The sequence below is a fragment of the Paraburkholderia translucens genome, from assembly GCF_020881035.1.
GTDB lineage: Bacteria > Pseudomonadota > Gammaproteobacteria > Burkholderiales > Burkholderiaceae > Paraburkholderia > Paraburkholderia translucens.
Map to the genome: position 1 here is coordinate 19,768 of NZ_JAJITC010000005.1, position 14,953 is coordinate 34,720.

The following is a 14,953-nucleotide window of genomic DNA, read 5'->3' on the forward strand; positions in this document are numbered from 1 at the left end:
GAGTCGAACCCATGGCAGCAAAAGACATCGTATTCTCGGACAACGCCCGCACCAAGCTCATCGAGGGCGTCAACATTCTTGCCAACGCGGTCAAGGTCACGCTCGGTCCGAAGGGCCGTAACGTCGTGCTGGAACGCAGCTTCGGCTCACCGGTCGTGACCAAGGACGGCGTGTCGGTCGCGAAGGAAGTCGAGCTTGCCGACAGGCTGCAGAACATCGGCGCGCAGCTCGTCAAGGAAGTGGCTTCGAAGACCAGCGATCTCGCCGGCGACGGCACCACGACCGCGACCGTGCTCGCGCAAGCGATCGTCCGCGAAGGCAACAAGTACGTCGCGGCGGGCCTGAATCCGCTCGATCTGAAGCGCGGCATCGACAAGGCGGTGCATGCCGCCGTCGACGAGCTGAAGAAGATCAGCAAGCCGACCACGACGAGCAAGGAAATCGCCCAGGTCGCGACGATCTCCGCGAACGGCGAGGAGTCGATCGGGCAGCGCATCGCCGAGGCGATCGATCGCGTCGGCAAGGAAGGCGTGATCACCGTCGAGGACGGCAAGTCGCTCGACGACGAACTCGACGTGGTCGAAGGGCTGCAGTTCGATCGCGGCTATCTGTCGCCCTACTTCATCAACAACCAGGACCGCCAGGTCGCCGCGCTCGAGGAGCCGTACATCCTTCTGCACGACAAAAAAGTGTCGAACATCCGCGATCTGCTGCCGGTGCTCGAGCAGGTCGCCAAGGCGGGACGGCCACTGCTGATCATCGCTGAAGACGTCGAGGGCGAAGCGCTCGCGACGCTCGTCGTCAACAACATCCGCGGCATTCTGAAGACCGTGGCCGTGAAAGCGCCGGGCTTCGGCGATCGTCGCAAGGCCCTGCTCGAGGACATCGCGATCCTGACGGGCGGCCAGGTCATCTCCGAGGAAACCGGTCTCACGCTCGACAAGGCGACGCTTGCGGAACTTGGGCAGGCCAAGCGCATCGAGGTGGGCAAGGAGAACACGACCGTCATCGACGGCGCCGGCGACACGAAGAACATCGAAGCGCGCGTGAAACAGATCCGCGCGCAAATCGAGGAAGCCACCTCGGACTACGACCGCGAGAAGCTGCAGGAGCGCGTCGCGAAGCTCGCGGGCGGCGTGGCGGTGATCAAAGTGGGCGGCGCGACCGAGATCGAGGTGAAGGAGAAGAAGGATCGCGTCGACGACGCGCTGCATGCGACGCGTGCCGCCGTCGAGGAAGGTATCGTGCCGGGCGGCGGCGTGGCGCTGATTCGCGTGAAACAGGCGATCGCCGGACTCAAGGGTGCGACGCCCGACCAGGACGCGGGCATCAAGATCGTCCTGCGCGCGCTGGAGGAGCCGCTGCGCCAGATCGTCTCGAACGCGGGTGAAGAGGCGAGCGTAGTCGTCGCGAAGGTGTCGGAAGGCAGCGGCAACTTTGGCTACAACGCGGCAACCGGCCAATACGGCGATCTGGTGGAATCAGGTGTGCTCGATCCGACCAAGGTCACGCGCACCGCGTTGCAGAACGCGGCTTCGGTGGCAGGCCTGCTGCTCACGACCGACGCCACCGTTCACGAGGCGCCGAAGGACGCACCAGCCCCTGCGGTGCCCGGCGGACCGGGCGCGGGCGGTCCTGGTTTCGATTTCTAAGCGAACGGCTTTGCCATGTTTCCAAGCCCCATGCCGTGTCGCGGCGTGGGGCTTTTTTCTGGCAGGCTTGCCTACAGGTGAGAAAGTGGTCATCCGAATATCGGTGACGCGTCGTCGAGCGAGGCAAGTCAGATAGTCGCGGGCGACACGCGAATATCCGCCAGGAATTTCCGGGCGCGTGGGTGCTCCGGCCACTCGAAAAATGTCTCTGGCGTGCCTCGCTCGAGAATCGCGCCGCGATCCATGAATAGCACCCGGTCGGCCACTTCACGCGCGAAACCCATCTCGTGCGTTACCACCACCATCGTCATGCCATCGCGCGCGAGGCCTTTCATGACTTGCAAGACCTCGCCCACCATTTCCGGATCGAGTGCGGACGTCGGTTCGTCGAAAAGCATCACGGGTGGCTGCATCGTCAGTGCGCGCGCGATCGCCACACGCTGCTGCTGGCCGCCCGACAGCTCGGACGGCAACGCATGCGCCTTGTGCGCGAGTCCCACGCGATCGAGCAGCGCGAGCGCACGCTCACGCGCCTCCGGGCGCGTCGCGCGTTTCAGGTACACGGGCGCAATCGTGCAGTTTTCGAGCGCGCTCAAGTGCGGAAATAGATTGAACTGCTGGAACACGAAGCCGATACGCGAGCGAAACGCGTTGATATCGAGCCCGCGGCGATGGATATCTTCCCCTTCGACCAGGATGCGTCCCGAGTCGATCGGCTCGAGCCGGTTGAGGGTGCGGATCAATGTAGACTTGCCGGAGCCGGACGGGCCGCACACTACCACGACCTCCCCCTTCGCGAACGTTTCGCTGACGTTGACGAGCGCGTGGTATTGGCCGTACCACTTATTGACGTTATCCAATTGGATCATTGCGTAACCATGACTAATACACCGCGCCTCGTCTGACGCGCGGAACGATGCTCCAGCCAGAACGAGAAACGCGAGAGGGAAAAGCAGAGCACGAAGTAGGTCAGTGCCAGTGTCAGATAAATGTAGGTGGGGTAGATAAATACTAGCGTGTTGATCTGGGTAGCCACGAATGACACTTCCGCCAGTCCGATGATGTAGCCGAGCGACGTCTCCTTGATGGTCGAAATGAACTGGTTGACCAGCGAAGGCAACATATGGCGCAGCGCCTGCGGCAGGATCACGAGGCGCATGGTCGCAAGCCACGGCAGACCGAGCGAGCGCGCGCTTTCCGTCTGGCCGCGCGGCAGGCCGCGAATGCCAGCGCGTACGATCTCCGCGAGATAACAGCTGTCGAACAAGACGAGCGCCATCAGCATGGTGGAAAACTGTCCGGTATGGATACCGGTGACGCTGGGCAGGAAAAAGTATGCCCAGAACACCACCATCAGCAGCGGGGTGCCACGCACCACGAACACGAGTGTCGTCACCGGCCAGCGCAGCCAGCGCCACGGGCTCACGCGCGCAAGCCCGAGAAGCAAGCCGAACGGCAGAGCCAGCAGCAGACCGCACGAAGCCAGTACCAGAGTCAGCGCGAGTCCGCCCAGCGGCCCGTGCGGAAAGCGGCCGACCAGAAAGTAGAGCCAGTAGTTTCCAACTACCTCGGCAATGGTCATGCCGGCCTCCTCAGATTGCACGCGGCGGAAAGCGCCGGTGATATCCGCTCGCCAGAGCGGATATCAACAACGACACCGCCAGATAGCTGACGGTCGCGAACGTAAACGCCTCCACGCTGCGAAACGAGGCGCTCTCCACCCTCGCCGCCTGGTACATGAGTTCCGCGGTCCCGATCACGGTAGCGACGCTGGTGTCCTTCCAGATGTTGAGCGTCTGCGATAGCAGCGGCGGCACCGCGACGCGCAGCGCCTGCGGCAAGACCACGAGCCGCATCGACGCGAGCCATGGCAGCCCGAGCGCGCGCGCAGCCTCGAACTGCACGGCCGCGATCGAGCGAATCCCGCTGCGCATGTCCTCGGACATGAACGCGGCGTAGTACAGCGTGATCGCCACCACCGCTGCGATCGTTTCGACATCGTGCGAGTACAGCCATTGCTTCGCCGCATCGGGAAGCAGCTCGGGCGCGCCGAAGTACCAGAAGAGCAGATGAGCGAGAAGCGGAACGTTGCGCTGTGATTCGATGAAAACAGCACCGACGCCACGCAGTAACGCGAAGGGCGACAGGCGCGCGAGTGCGATCAGCGCGCCGAGCGGCAGCGCGAGGATGAACGTCGCGCCCAGCAGGGTCAGCGACAGCCGCAGACCGGCCAGCAGCATCGCATGGTAAGGGCCGGAAAGCAGGATCGACCAATCAAATGAACGCATAAGGCAAGGTGAGACGGAATAACGTTCGCAGCCCACCAGCGGAGCGCATGGTGGGCTGCGGCAGACGGACGGCTCGGTGTGCGTCGATCAGCCGGTGACCTTGTCGTTGTCGATCCGGTCGGTTTCGAGCTTGAAGTTGCGCGGACCGAACTTCAGTTTGCTGTCCTTGCCATACCATTTGTCATAGAGCCGGTTGGCCTCGCCCGACGCTTCGAGTTCACGCAACTCGTCGTCGATGACGGCCTTTAGCGCCGGCTCGCCCTTGCGAATACCGAGTGCGAGCGGCTCCACGTTCAGGTTCTGCGGCAGGATTTCATATTCGGCAGCGCGCGGGCCGAGTTTGTGGACGTCGTCGAACAGCGACGATTCGTCGTTCACGTAGGCCACGCCCTTGCCCTGCTGCAGCGCCTGGAACGCCTGCTGGGTGGTTTCGAACGTGATGATCTGCGCGGTCGGCACGACGCGCTGCAGGTTAGGCACTTGCGTGCCGCCCTTGACCGTCAGCACGCGTTTGCCGGCGAGGTCAGCGATGTTGTGAACCCCGCTCGACTTCACGATCAGCACCTTGGACCCGGTGATGAAGTGCGTCAGCGCGAAATCGATCTGCGACTCGCGCTCCTTGTTGTGGGTGAGCGAAGCGGCCAGCACGTCCACATGCCCCTGTTGCAGCTCGGGAATGCGCGCCGCCACCGAGAGTTGCTTGAAGACTGGCTTCACGCCGATCTTCTTCGCTACTGCCTTGGCGATGTCGATTTCGTAGCCGATATAGTCGCGCGTCTGCGGATCGATGAAACTGTTCGGCTCATCGGTACCCAGCACGCCGAACACGATCTCGCCCTTCTGCTTGATGTCCGCAAGCTGGTCGGCCTGCGCAGCGGCGGTACCGAACGCAATGACACCCGCGACAAGAACCTTGAACAACAGTGGAATACGCATGAGAAACCCCGGTTTCTGAGTAGTGGACGCGCCACTCTATGCTGCGGCGCAGGGGAAGAAAACGAAGAAATTCCGATAAACAAATGACAGGGGATTGCACTTTAAAAAACCAGCGTTCGCGAGAAACGTTTCAAATGTGCGAGCGCCGGAAAGCATCAGCGCACATATCCATAGCACAAATACTTTCTTGTTCTCGAGAGCGGGGGCCGCCAGGATGGCGCTTTGCCAACCGGGAGCTTGTCCCGCATGTCTCTTTTGCTCGATCACATCGTGATCCGCGTACAGGATCTCGAACAGTCCATCGCTCACTTCGGTTCGCTCGGCTTCACGGTGCAGCGCGGTGGCACGCACGCCGACGGCGCCACGCATAACGCACTGATTGGCTTCGCCGATGGCAGCTACTTCGAACTGATCGCCTTCTTGCGTGATGCGCCGGAGCACCGCTGGTGGGACGACGGCGCTCACGTCGGCGATGGCTTTGTCGATTTCGCGTTACTGCCGGAATCGGTCGCGGCCACCATCGACGGTGCGGGTCAACGCGGACTCGTCTACGACGGGCCGATCGCAGGGGGACGGCTGCGCCCTGACGGCGAGCGGCTCGAATGGCAGATCGGCAAGCCCCGCAGCGCGGATTTGCCGTTCCTGTGCGGAGATGTGACACCGCGTCGTTTGCGCGTGGCTGAAGGTGCGGTGCGGCACCATGAAAACGGTGCGCGTGGTGTGGCGAACATCACGCTCGTCGTGAACGATCTCGATGCCAGCGTCGCGCGCTATCGCGCTTTGCTCGGCGCTATCGACGTGCAGCGCGCGCCCTTGCCGGGCTATGGCGTCGCTCTGGCGGTTTTGCGCCTCGGCCCAACCGGACTGACGCTGCTGAGCCCCTCCCGCACGCCCGACGACGCGGACGGCTTCGCGTCGGACCTTCGTCGACATCTGGCCGCACGCGGCGAAGGCGTGTTTGCGGTCGCTCTGGAAACGCACGCGGGCGGCACGCCCCGCAGATTCGCCAGCGAACTCACTCACGGCGCAACGCTTGAACTCGTCGCCGGTTCCTGAGCCTGAAATACCTGCTCAAGCGCATGCCGAAGCCCCGCCGCTCGACGCACGCGGGCCGCCTTGGAAGCTCCGCCCTCACGATGCAGTCTGCGCCGCCAGTGCCCCACCGAGATAGGCATCGCGAATCCGCTGATCGGCGAGCAGTTCGCGAGCCGTCCCATCCAACACCACGCGCCCCGTCTGCAGCACATAGCCGCGATGCGCGATCTGCAACGCGAGGCTGGCGTTCTGCTCGACCATGAAGAACGTGATGCCCTGGCGGTTGATCGTCTGGATCAGTTCGAGCACCTTGTCGACATAGAGCGGCGATAGTCCCATGGTCGGTTCATCCATGCAGACCAGCGAGGGCCGGCTCATCAGCGCACGCGCCATGGCCAGCATCTGTTGCTCGCCGCCGGATAAAGTCCCGGCCCGTTGCGTTAGCCGCTCCTTCACACGCGGAAAGAGTTCGAGCATGCGTTCGTAGTCCTCGGCGATACCAGCGCGGTCGTTGCGCGTAAAAGCGCCCATCAGCAGGTTTTCGCGCACCGTCATGTCGCCGAACAGACGGCGCGCCTCCGGCACTGAAGCGATGCCGCGCCGCACGATCTGCGGGGTCGACAGACCGTTCAGGGGCTTGCCGTCGAAACTGATCGTCCCGGTGCGCGGCTTGTGCAGACCCAGAATCACCTTCATTGCCGTCGATTTGCCGCTGGCGTTGCCTCCTAACAGGCTCACCACCTCACCACGTCCAATGCGCAGGTTCAGGCCGAAGTGGACCTGAATCTGCCCATAGAAAGTGTCGATCTGTTGGAGTTCGAGCAACGGCTCAGTCATGGTGGCGTGTTTAGAAGATGGGTCTTGCGACGAAATCAGATGCAGGCGGGCTGCATTCATGCGGCTGCCGTTTCGTTTCGAACGGCGTGCGCACCCACCTGACGGTTGCCGAGATAGGCCTCGATCACGGCGGGATCGTTGCGCACCTCGTTGGGCAAGCCCGAGGCGATCTTGCGGCCGTCGTCGAGTACCAGTACGCGGTCCGACAGCCGCATCACGAGCTCGAGCTTGTGTTCGATCAGCAGCATGGTGAGTCCGTCGCGCTTCAGCTCGAGAATCAGTTCGAGCATCTCGGCGGTCTCCGACTCGTTCATGCCGGCGGTCGGCTCGTCGAGCACGAGGATCTGTGGACGCAGCGCCAAGGCGCGTGCTATCTCGACGCGCCGGCGGTTCGCATATGACAGGCTATGCGCCGGTTGATCGATACGCGGCGCGAGGCGGGTGCCGAAACGCGCGAGCAGGGTGGTCACTTCTTCGCGCAGCGCGGCGTCCTCGCGGCGCACCGTACCGGGCGCAGCCAGCGCGCGCAGCACTTCCGCGAACGCGCCGACCACGGGCCAGCCGCGCCGCGTCATTGCGAGCCGCGCGTGAGCGCCGATCAGCACGTTATCGAGCACGCTCAGGTTGCCGAACACACGGCCATGCTGAAACGTTCGGGCGACGCCGCGCGCGGCGAGCTGTTCCGGCGCCATGCCGGTCACGTCCTCGCCGCGAAAGCGCACTTCACCGGCGTCAGGCGTATCGATACCCGTCAGCAGGTTGAACAGCGTCGACTTGCCGGCGCCGTTCGGTCCAATCACGCTTATGCATTCGCCGCGCGCTACCGAAAGGCTCACTTCGTTGACGGCGACGAGGCCGCCGAAGCGGCGCGTCACACGCCGCACGTCGAACAGGATCTCCGCAGCATTGATGGAAGAGGAAGTCATCGTCGTCTCCGTCACACTGAACCGAACAGACCCTGCGGCCGGAAACGCACCAACAACAGCAGGATCAAGCCGTAGATCAGCATCCGGTAATCGGCGGCAAAGCGGAACAGTTCGGGCAGGCTGATCAGCGCAACCGCTCCCGCTACCGCGCCGATCACGCTGCCGAGGCCGCCAAGAATCACCATCGTCAGCGCGAGTATAGAAACCTGCGAATCAAAGGTCTGATAGTTGATGTAGCTGTAAAGATGCGCTGCGATGCCTCCACCTATACCGGCAGCAAGGCCCCCGCACGCAAAAGCGATCGCCTTGTATCGATTGGGGCGGATACCGTATGCGCGCGCCGCGACATCGTCTTCGCGAATCGCGCGCCAGGTGCGGCCCAGGTGCGAGCGCAGCAGCCGGATCTGCAACAGCGCGAGCAGCACGAGCACCGCGAGCGTGAACCAGTAAACGGCGCGCACGCCCGTCAGTTGCCAGCCGAACAGGGACAGCGGCGCTATACCCGTGATGCCGACCGGTCCACGGGTCAGGCTGTCCCAGTTGAGCACCACGAGGCCGATGATTTCACCGATCCCGAGCGTTGCGATCGACACATAGTGACCGCGCAGCCGGAACGACGGATACACCAGCAACGTGCCGATCGCGGCCGTGACGAGACCGGCGAGCGGAATCGTCAGCGCGGGCGACCAGCCGAAATTCATCGACAGCAGCGCCGACGCATAAGCGCCGATCAGCAGCAGTGCCGCGTGGCCCAGCGAGATCTGTCCGACCGTTCCCGCGACGAGTGTCAGGCTGAGCGCAAGCAGCCCATAGATCCAGCCGTTGGTGAGCGTCTGAAGCAGATATGCCGAGGGCGTCACGAGCGGCAGCACGAACGCGATCGCCACCAGCGCTATCACTACGCGCGGTGAGATCCTGACTGCCTTGCGATTCGACAGAAACGTGCCCGTCAGCGGCTCGGGAGGCAGGCGCCGGCTCGAACTGAAGAGTCCATTGGGGCGCCACACGAGAAACGCCAGCAACAGCACGAACGCAAACAGGTCGCGATAGCTGGTGCCGAACAGCGCGACACCGTAGCTTTCGACGAGACCGAGCAGCAGGCTGCCCGCGATCGCGCCCGGCACGTTCCCCAGCCCGCCGATCAACAACGCGACCACGCCCTTGAGCGTCGCCTGGAAGCCCATCGCGGGATCGATGCTGTTGTAGTACATGCCTACCAGCAAGCCGCTCAGGCCGCCGAGCCCGCACGCAATCGCAAACACAGCCTGATTCACGGCATCGACGTTGACCCCCATCTGCTGCGCGGCGTCGCGGTCCTGCGCGGTCGCGCGCACGGCCCAGCCGAGCCGCGTGAAACGCAGGAATACATAGAGCACCGCCGCGGCGCTCACGCCGATCGTTGCAATCAGCAGATCGAGCGAGCCAAGGGTCGCGCCGCCAATCGACAGCGTCCAGTCCGGCAACGAGCTCGGCACCGGCCGCGGGTCGGGTCCAAAGACGATCTGTGCGAGCTGGTCGAGCACGAAGCTGATACCGATCGTCGCGAGCAGCGGCGCGATCCGCGCGGCACCCTGCAACGGCCGCAAGCCGATCCGTTCGATGACGACGCCAAGCAGCGCACAGCCCGCAATGGTCGCGAGCAGCGCGACCGGCAGCGGCAAGCCGAGCCGCGTCAAACACAGCCAGCCGATGAAGCCGCCGACCATGTACACGGAGCCATGCGCGAAATTGATCAGATGCGATACGCCGAAGATCAGCGCGAGACCGACTGCCAGCAGCGCATAGATATTGCCGACGATCAGCCCGTTGATCGTGTAGTCGAACCAGGCATTCATCGCGCGTCAGTCCTGAAGCCAATAGGGTACTTGCTGTCGATCATTGCGCATGCACGGCACCCGTGCCGTCCCACAACGCGAATTTGCCGTCCTTGACGACCAGATCGAGGTTCTTCGCACCGGCCACGCGGCGCGTCTGCGGATCGAACTTGAACTTGCCGAAGATCACGCTCGGCACGTCGTCGATCTTCGCAAAGCCGTCATGCACCGCATTGCGGTCCGCGCCATAGCGGCGGATCACTTCGCCCGCGAGAATCATCGCGTCGTAGGCGCGTGCGGCAAACGTGTCCGGGTCGGCGCCATACCTGGCGCGGTAACGTTGCACGAAGCTCTGCACTTCCGGGCGCGGGTCGCCGGGGAAGAAATTCGATTCCGTATAGACACCATTCACGGCAGGGCCGCCGAGATCGAGGAACTTGGGCGAATACACGGAGCCGACCGCCGCGATCGGCGCACGCTCGCCTGCCGCTCGCGCCTGACGGACGATCTGCGCGCCATCCGAGTAGTACGAAATCAGCACGATCGAGTCGGGGTTCTCGCTGCGCACACGCGTGAGCGTCGCCCGAAAGTCCTTTTCGTTCGGCTGATACGCCTCCGCTGCGACGACCTGAGCGCCGTCCTCTGCCGCGGCCCTGGCAAAGATGTCCTTGCTGGTGCGGCCCCAGTCGGTATTCAGGTAGAGCACGGCGATCTTCCTGAAGCCGAGTCCCCTGGTGACGTAACGCGCGAGCAGCGGCTGTTCTTCCGACTGGCTGATCGCCGTGCTCCACATGTAGTCGCCGCCCTTGGTAAAGTCGGGATGCGAATTGGTAAAGCCGAACTGCACAAGGCCGGCGCGCTGGTAGACCGGCGACGCCGCCATCGAGGCTCCGCTCGACAGATCGCCCAGTTCGAGCAGGATGCGTTTGTCGTCGGCGAATTTCTGCGCGATGGCGACCGCCTGGCGCGGATCGCTGCGGCTGTCTTCGAAGTCGTAGGCGAGCGGGTGCCCGTTGATGCCGCCATTGCCGTTGATCTGCTCGAGCGCGAGATCGAAACCGCGCTTCCACTGCTCCCCGTATTGGGCATCCTGCCCACTCAACGGCCCTGTCACACCGACCCAGTACGGATCGGCTGCGTGAGCAGCGGGTATTGCACCACCGGAGGCAAACGTCAGCGCGCCAGCCAGTTGAAGCAGCGCCCGCGCTGCGCGGTATTTTTTGTCTTTCAGCATCGACATGCTTTTCTCACGCCATCAAATAGGGTGAGCCGATGTAACCATGTGGGACTGAAGCGGGCCAACGAAGATAAGCGTCAATGCTTATTCGTTCGCACCACAAAAGCATATGAAAACGGAATATATGGTCGTGTACGGCGTCCGATCGAAGGAAATGCGTTTTTCTCGAAAGCCCTTGTTTAAAGCGGTTTTCTGACCCGCTTCGCAAGTCACTCGTCTGAAGCTCGAGGTTGCCCGTGTGCCATGCAAATCCCGAATTCCGTCAATTGCATTGCCGAATTAATTATAAGAATCGCGCATGCAATGGCCTCTACAATGCGCTCACCACATCGATGAGATTTCGGATGGAGTTGCATCAACTCGAAGCGTTTTCGGCGGTCATGTCGAGCGGTAGCATGACGGGCGCGGCGCGTTTGCTGAGCCGCTCGCAGCCAGCCGTGACGAGAGCGGTCCAGGACCTGGAACAGGAGATCGGCTACGCGCTCTTCGACCGCAAAGGGCCGCGCGTCACGCCGACGAGCCGCGCGTTTCTGCTCTATTCGGAAGTCGAGCGTTCGCTCGTCGGCCTCGATACGATTCGAGCCAGCGCACGCGCAATTGGCCGCGACGAGCCGACACCGCTGCGCGTGGTGGCGACGCCTGCGCTCGCGGCGGCGCTCGCGCCGCGCGCCCTCGCGAAGCTGGCACGCGACCATCCGCCGGGACGCTCGCGCGTTGACACGCAACTGCGCAGCGTATCTGCTGAACAGGTCGCGCAGGCGTTGCTATCGCGCGCTGCCGACATAGGCATCGCTACGCTGCCGCTCGACCATGCGGCACTCGACGTGCACTACATCATCGAGACACCCTGCGTGGCGGTACTGCATCGGGACCATCCGCTCGCGCGGCATGCCGTACTGCCACTCGCGTGTCTGGATGGGCAACCGGTCGCTACGCTCGGGAACCGTTACCGCTTGCGCAACCGCATCGACCGTGCATTCGATCAGGCGAGCCTCGCGCTTCACGTCGTGCTGGAAACCAACGCCTCGCTCAGCGCGATGATGGCGGCGCAAGAGAAGCTCGGCGTGGCCATCGTCGATCCGGTGACGGCATTCGGTATGCGCGTCGGCGACGTCGAAGTCAAAGCCCTCGACACGGCGATTCCCTTTCTCTACGGCGTCGTCACACTGTCGGGCAGGCTCCGCAGCACTGAGGTGGACGCCATGATCGAGACGCTCGCGCAAGTGTCGCACGAGCTGCTGCCAGGCGCGGTGCGTCACGCCGCGTCCCAACATGGCGCACTGGTCGCGCACGACCGCACGAGCGGCGCAGACAACTCAAGCGATACCGCTACGCTTCTTAACCGCGACCTCGGAGCCAAGGTATGACCGCATCGCCCCATTGCGTGAGCGCTGATGGCCTGGCTGCGCTCGAAGCCCGGCTTCGCGAAGACCTCAGTTGGCTGGAGCTTCCCGCGCCCCCGTGGGTGCCCGCGCGAACCGTCGACGGGCAACGGGTGCTCGATGTGGCCATCATCGGCGCCGGGATGGCGGGGCTCACCGCGAGCGCCGAGTTGCGCTTCCTCGGCATCGACAACCAGCGACTCTTCGATCAGGCGCCCGTGGGCCGGGAAGGTCCGTGGATCACCTACGCGCGCATGCAGACATTGCGCTCGCCGAAGCAGTTGACTGGCCCGGCACTGCGTTTGCCCGCGCTCACGTTCCGCGCGTGGTACGAAGCGCAATTCGGCCGCGAGCAATGGGCGGCACTCTACAAGATTCCACGCACGCTGTGGATGGACTACCTGCGCTGGTATCGGCGCGTGCTCGATCTACCGGTGCGCAACGACACGCGCGTCGAAAAACTGCGCACTCGCGGCGATGGCCTGATCGAACTGGACCTGCTCCACGCTGCCGCCGGACAGGACAGCGATCCGCGACGCGACACCATGCTGGCGCGGCATGTCGTCCTCGCCACCGGGCGCGCGGGACTTGGCGGTCCGTTCATTCCCGAAGTAGGACGCGCTCTGCCCGCGCACCTGCGCGCACACTCGTCCGATGCAATCGATTTCGCCGCGTTACGCGGCAAGCGCGTGGGGGTGGTCGGGGCCAGCGCGTCGGCGTTCGATAATGCGGCGAGCGCATTGGAAGCGGGCGCCGCACACGTCGATCTGTTCGTGCGCCGCGATGCGCTACCCCGTATCAACAAGCTGACCGGCATCGGCAGCCCGGGTCTGGTGCACGGTTTCGCCCACCTCGATGACGTCTGGAAGTGGCGCTTTCTGCACTACTCGGCGCAAACCCAAACACCGCCGCCGCGCGATAGTGTGCTGCGGGTCGCGCAGTATCCAAACGCCCGCCTGCATCTGTCGAGTCCGCTCGAGAGCGTGGACCACGACGGCAATACCGTTCTGATCGATACGCCGAAAGGCCATTACGAGGTTGACTACCTGATCTTTGCGACCGGCTTTCACTCGGAAATTGACACGCGCGACGAATTCGCACTGATTGCGCCACACGTTCGCCGCTGGCGCGACCGCTTCGCCGCAGTCCCGGAGCTGCAGAACGAAGATCTGGCGAGCTCACCCGACCTGGACCGTAACTTCGCGTTCCAGGAACGGATTCCGGGCACCTGTGCCGCCCTTTCGCGGATTCACTGCTTCAATCACGCGGCGAGCCTCACGCATGGCAAGGTCGCAGGCGACATTCCTGCGATCAGCGACGGCGCGCAACGCCTCGCGCGGGCGATCGCCGCCATGCTGTTTTACGCCGACCGCGAGGCGCACTTCGCGGCGCTGCAGGCCTTCGACACGGTCGAGCTCGCCGGCGACGAATGGGCCGACGCCGACACGCGCGCCATGGACACTACTGCATGATGTTTTTTGACGGCGCGGGGCAACTCTGTCGATAGACGAATATGGATATGCCAATCGCTTGGTTGCCGCTCGAACCAATGCGTTGGAGACTCGCAGTCCCAATCTTTTGATGGAGAACTCACTCATGTCTGCGTGGCCTTCTTCGACGCTGCTCCAGCGGCTCTTCATGGTTGCCGGCGCGGCGCTCGCGCTGTCCGTTTTCGGGGTGTCATCCGCTGCGAGCCCCAGCGACGAGCCGGTCTTCTTCGGAGTAAGCGGACCGTTGACCGGTCCGAACGCGCAATATGGCGCTCAATGGAAAGCCGGCTTCGACCTCGCGCTCGAGCAGATCAACAGTCAGGGCGGCATCAACGGCCATCCTCTGCAATATGTGTTCGAAGACAGCCAGAGCGATCCGCGCCAGGCCGTCGCCATTGCGCAGAAATTCGTCGACGACAAGCGCATTCTGATCGAGCTGGGTGACTTTTCGAGTCCGGCCTCGATGGCGGCCTCGCCGATCTATCAGCGCGCCGGGCTGGTGCAGTTGGGCTTTACCAACTCGCATCCCGACTTCACCAAAGGCGGCGACTTCATCTGGAGTCCGTCCGTGAGCCAGGCGGACGCTCAGCCGCTGCTCGCGGATCTGGCCGTCAAACAAGGCTTCAAACACCTCGCCGTCCTGTTCCAGAACACCGACTGGGGCCGCGCCAGCAAGGACGTCTTCGTGAAGGCTGCGGCCGCGCGCGGCGCGCAGGTCGTCGCCGCCGAAGGCTATCAGCCCACCGACAAAGATTTTCGGGCGACGCTTTTGCGCGTGCGCGATGCCAAACCCGACGCACTGGTGCTGATTTCGTATTATTCGGATGGCGCGCAGATCGTCCGCCAGGCGCGCACGGGCGGTATCACGCTGCCGATTGTCGCCGCCAGTTCGGTTTACTCGCCCAAATTCATGGAGCTGGGTGGCGACGCGGTAAATGGAGTCACGACCAACACGAGCTTCTTTCCTGGCGACCCGAATCCCGAAGTCCAGCGTTTCGTGCGTGCGTTCGAAGCAAAGTATCACCATCAGCCAGACGCGTTCAATGCGTTCGCCTATGACGCCACCATTATCGCCGCGTACGCGCTGCGCACCGGTGGACTCGATCGACGCGGCGTTCGCGATGCGCTGCCGAAGCTGCATGACGTGCCGAGCGTGGTCTTCGACAAAGCGACGTTCGACCCGAACACGCGCCGCGTGATCGGTGTGAAGAGCGTCAATCTCGTCGTCGAGAACGGTCAGTGGGCGCTGCTGGGCAGCAAGCCTGCGCTGGCGGCGAAATGAAACGTGCGGCACGCTAGCCGACGTCTGGCTGCGCGCACAGGAAGACCGCGCGAGGCGGTCTTGCGTCAATGACC

At 63.5% G+C, this 14,953-nt stretch carries 13 protein-coding genes; 5 read left to right on the forward strand and 8 right to left on the reverse strand.

All coding sequences use genetic code 11. From position 1 onward, the window contains the following. Nucleotides 1–11: 11 nt before the first annotated feature. Nucleotides 12–1,652 carry a chaperonin GroEL gene (gene groL, locus LJ655_RS10225; RefSeq protein WP_230561128.1) on the forward strand — a complete coding sequence of 547 codons (1,641 nt, stop codon included), beginning with the start codon at nucleotides 12–14 and terminating at the stop codon, nucleotides 1,650–1,652. 128 nt (nucleotides 1,653–1,780) lie between these two features. Here groL and LJ655_RS10230 read toward each other — a convergent pair whose 3' ends face one another. From LJ655_RS10230 to LJ655_RS10245, 4 genes are all read right to left on the reverse strand, one after another. Beyond that, nucleotides 1,781–2,521, reverse strand: coding sequence for an amino acid ABC transporter ATP-binding protein (locus tag LJ655_RS10230; protein WP_230561129.1), 741 nt, complete (start codon nucleotides 2,519–2,521; stop codon nucleotides 1,781–1,783). Further along, nucleotides 2,518–3,234: an amino acid ABC transporter permease gene (locus LJ655_RS10235; RefSeq protein WP_268991396.1), complete on the reverse strand. Its 717-nt coding sequence runs from the start codon at nucleotides 3,232–3,234 to the stop codon at nucleotides 2,518–2,520. The genes LJ655_RS10230 and LJ655_RS10235 overlap by 4 nt, the downstream gene beginning before the upstream one ends. Before the next feature lie 10 nt (nucleotides 3,235–3,244). Next, nucleotides 3,245–3,940 (reverse strand): amino acid ABC transporter permease, encoded by a 696-nt coding sequence (locus LJ655_RS10240; RefSeq protein WP_230561130.1) that lies wholly within the window; start codon nucleotides 3,938–3,940, stop codon nucleotides 3,245–3,247. A gap of 87 nt (nucleotides 3,941–4,027) precedes the next feature. After that, nucleotides 4,028–4,876, reverse strand: coding sequence for an ABC transporter substrate-binding protein (locus LJ655_RS10245; protein ID WP_230561131.1), 849 nt, complete (start codon nucleotides 4,874–4,876; stop codon nucleotides 4,028–4,030). A gap of 246 nt (nucleotides 4,877–5,122) precedes the next feature. On the opposite strand from LJ655_RS10245, the gene LJ655_RS10250 reads away from it, so the two are divergent. Then, complete coding sequence (locus LJ655_RS10250; RefSeq protein WP_230561132.1) at nucleotides 5,123–5,932, forward strand: VOC family protein; 810 nt, start codon at nucleotides 5,123–5,125, stop codon at nucleotides 5,930–5,932. Between the two features lie 75 nt (nucleotides 5,933–6,007). On the opposite strand, the gene LJ655_RS10255 is transcribed toward LJ655_RS10250, so the two are convergent. From LJ655_RS10255 to LJ655_RS10270, 4 genes are read right to left on the reverse strand one after another with little or no spacing between them, the layout of a single operon-like run. Next, nucleotides 6,008–6,748 (reverse strand): ABC transporter ATP-binding protein, encoded by a 741-nt coding sequence (locus LJ655_RS10255; RefSeq protein ID WP_230561133.1) that lies wholly within the window; start codon nucleotides 6,746–6,748, stop codon nucleotides 6,008–6,010. Nucleotides 6,749–6,804: 56 nt separating this feature from the next. After that, entirely contained in the window at nucleotides 6,805–7,674 is an 870-nt protein-coding gene (locus LJ655_RS10260) for an ABC transporter ATP-binding protein (protein ID WP_230561134.1), read from the reverse strand. Nucleotides 7,675–7,685: 11 nt separating this feature from the next. Next, complete coding sequence (locus tag LJ655_RS10265) at nucleotides 7,686–9,509, reverse strand: ABC transporter permease (RefSeq protein ID WP_230561135.1); 1,824 nt, start codon at nucleotides 9,507–9,509, stop codon at nucleotides 7,686–7,688. 40 nt (nucleotides 9,510–9,549) lie between these two features. Beyond that, the gene (locus LJ655_RS10270; RefSeq protein ID WP_230561136.1) at nucleotides 9,550–10,728 is read right to left on the reverse strand and encodes an ABC transporter substrate-binding protein; all 1,179 of its coding nucleotides are present in this window, start codon (nucleotides 10,726–10,728) and stop codon (nucleotides 9,550–9,552) included. A gap of 341 nt (nucleotides 10,729–11,069) precedes the next feature. Here LJ655_RS10270 and LJ655_RS10275 point away from each other — a divergent pair, with 341 nt between their 5' ends. From LJ655_RS10275 to LJ655_RS10285, 3 genes are all read left to right on the forward strand, one after another. Next, nucleotides 11,070–12,092, forward strand: coding sequence for a LysR substrate-binding domain-containing protein (locus LJ655_RS10275; protein WP_230561137.1), 1,023 nt, complete (start codon nucleotides 11,070–11,072; stop codon nucleotides 12,090–12,092). Beyond that, nucleotides 12,089–13,579 (forward strand): NAD(P)-binding domain-containing protein, encoded by a 1,491-nt coding sequence (locus LJ655_RS10280; RefSeq protein WP_230561138.1) that lies wholly within the window; start codon nucleotides 12,089–12,091, stop codon nucleotides 13,577–13,579. The genes LJ655_RS10275 and LJ655_RS10280 overlap by 4 nt, the downstream gene beginning before the upstream one ends. 124 nt (nucleotides 13,580–13,703) lie before the next feature. Beyond that, nucleotides 13,704–14,879 carry an ABC transporter substrate-binding protein gene (locus LJ655_RS10285; protein ID WP_230561139.1) on the forward strand — a complete coding sequence of 392 codons (1,176 nt, stop codon included), beginning with the start codon at nucleotides 13,704–13,706 and terminating at the stop codon, nucleotides 14,877–14,879. Nucleotides 14,880–14,953: the final 74 nt, after the last annotated feature.

What these genes read in the sequence shown, in the direction of transcription:
- groL (WP_230561128.1), top strand. Translation starts at nt 12, where the DNA reads ATGGCAGCAAAAGACATCGTATTCTCGGACAACGCCCGCACCAAGCTC.
- LJ655_RS10230 (WP_230561129.1), bottom strand. Translation starts at nt 2,521, where the DNA reads ATGATCCAATTGGATAACGTCAATAAGTGGTACGGCCAATACCACGCG.
- LJ655_RS10235 (WP_268991396.1), bottom strand. Translation starts at nt 3,234, where the DNA reads ATGACCATTGCCGAGGTAGTTGGAAACTACTGGCTCTACTTTCTGGTC.
- LJ655_RS10240 (WP_230561130.1), bottom strand. Translation starts at nt 3,940, where the DNA reads ATGCGTTCATTTGATTGGTCGATCCTGCTTTCCGGCCCTTACCATGCG.
- LJ655_RS10245 (WP_230561131.1), bottom strand. Translation starts at nt 4,876, where the DNA reads ATGCGTATTCCACTGTTGTTCAAGGTTCTTGTCGCGGGTGTCATTGCG.
- LJ655_RS10250 (WP_230561132.1), top strand. Translation starts at nt 5,123, where the DNA reads ATGTCTCTTTTGCTCGATCACATCGTGATCCGCGTACAGGATCTCGAA.
- LJ655_RS10255 (WP_230561133.1), bottom strand. Translation starts at nt 6,748, where the DNA reads ATGACTGAGCCGTTGCTCGAACTCCAACAGATCGACACTTTCTATGGG.
- LJ655_RS10260 (WP_230561134.1), bottom strand. Translation starts at nt 7,674, where the DNA reads ATGACTTCCTCTTCCATCAATGCTGCGGAGATCCTGTTCGACGTGCGG.
- LJ655_RS10265 (WP_230561135.1), bottom strand. Translation starts at nt 9,509, where the DNA reads ATGAATGCCTGGTTCGACTACACGATCAACGGGCTGATCGTCGGCAAT.
- LJ655_RS10270 (WP_230561136.1), bottom strand. Translation starts at nt 10,728, where the DNA reads ATGTCGATGCTGAAAGACAAAAAATACCGCGCAGCGCGGGCGCTGCTT.
- LJ655_RS10275 (WP_230561137.1), top strand. Translation starts at nt 11,070, where the DNA reads ATGGAGTTGCATCAACTCGAAGCGTTTTCGGCGGTCATGTCGAGCGGT.
- LJ655_RS10280 (WP_230561138.1), top strand. Translation starts at nt 12,089, where the DNA reads ATGACCGCATCGCCCCATTGCGTGAGCGCTGATGGCCTGGCTGCGCTC.
- LJ655_RS10285 (WP_230561139.1), top strand. Translation starts at nt 13,704, where the DNA reads ATGTCTGCGTGGCCTTCTTCGACGCTGCTCCAGCGGCTCTTCATGGTT.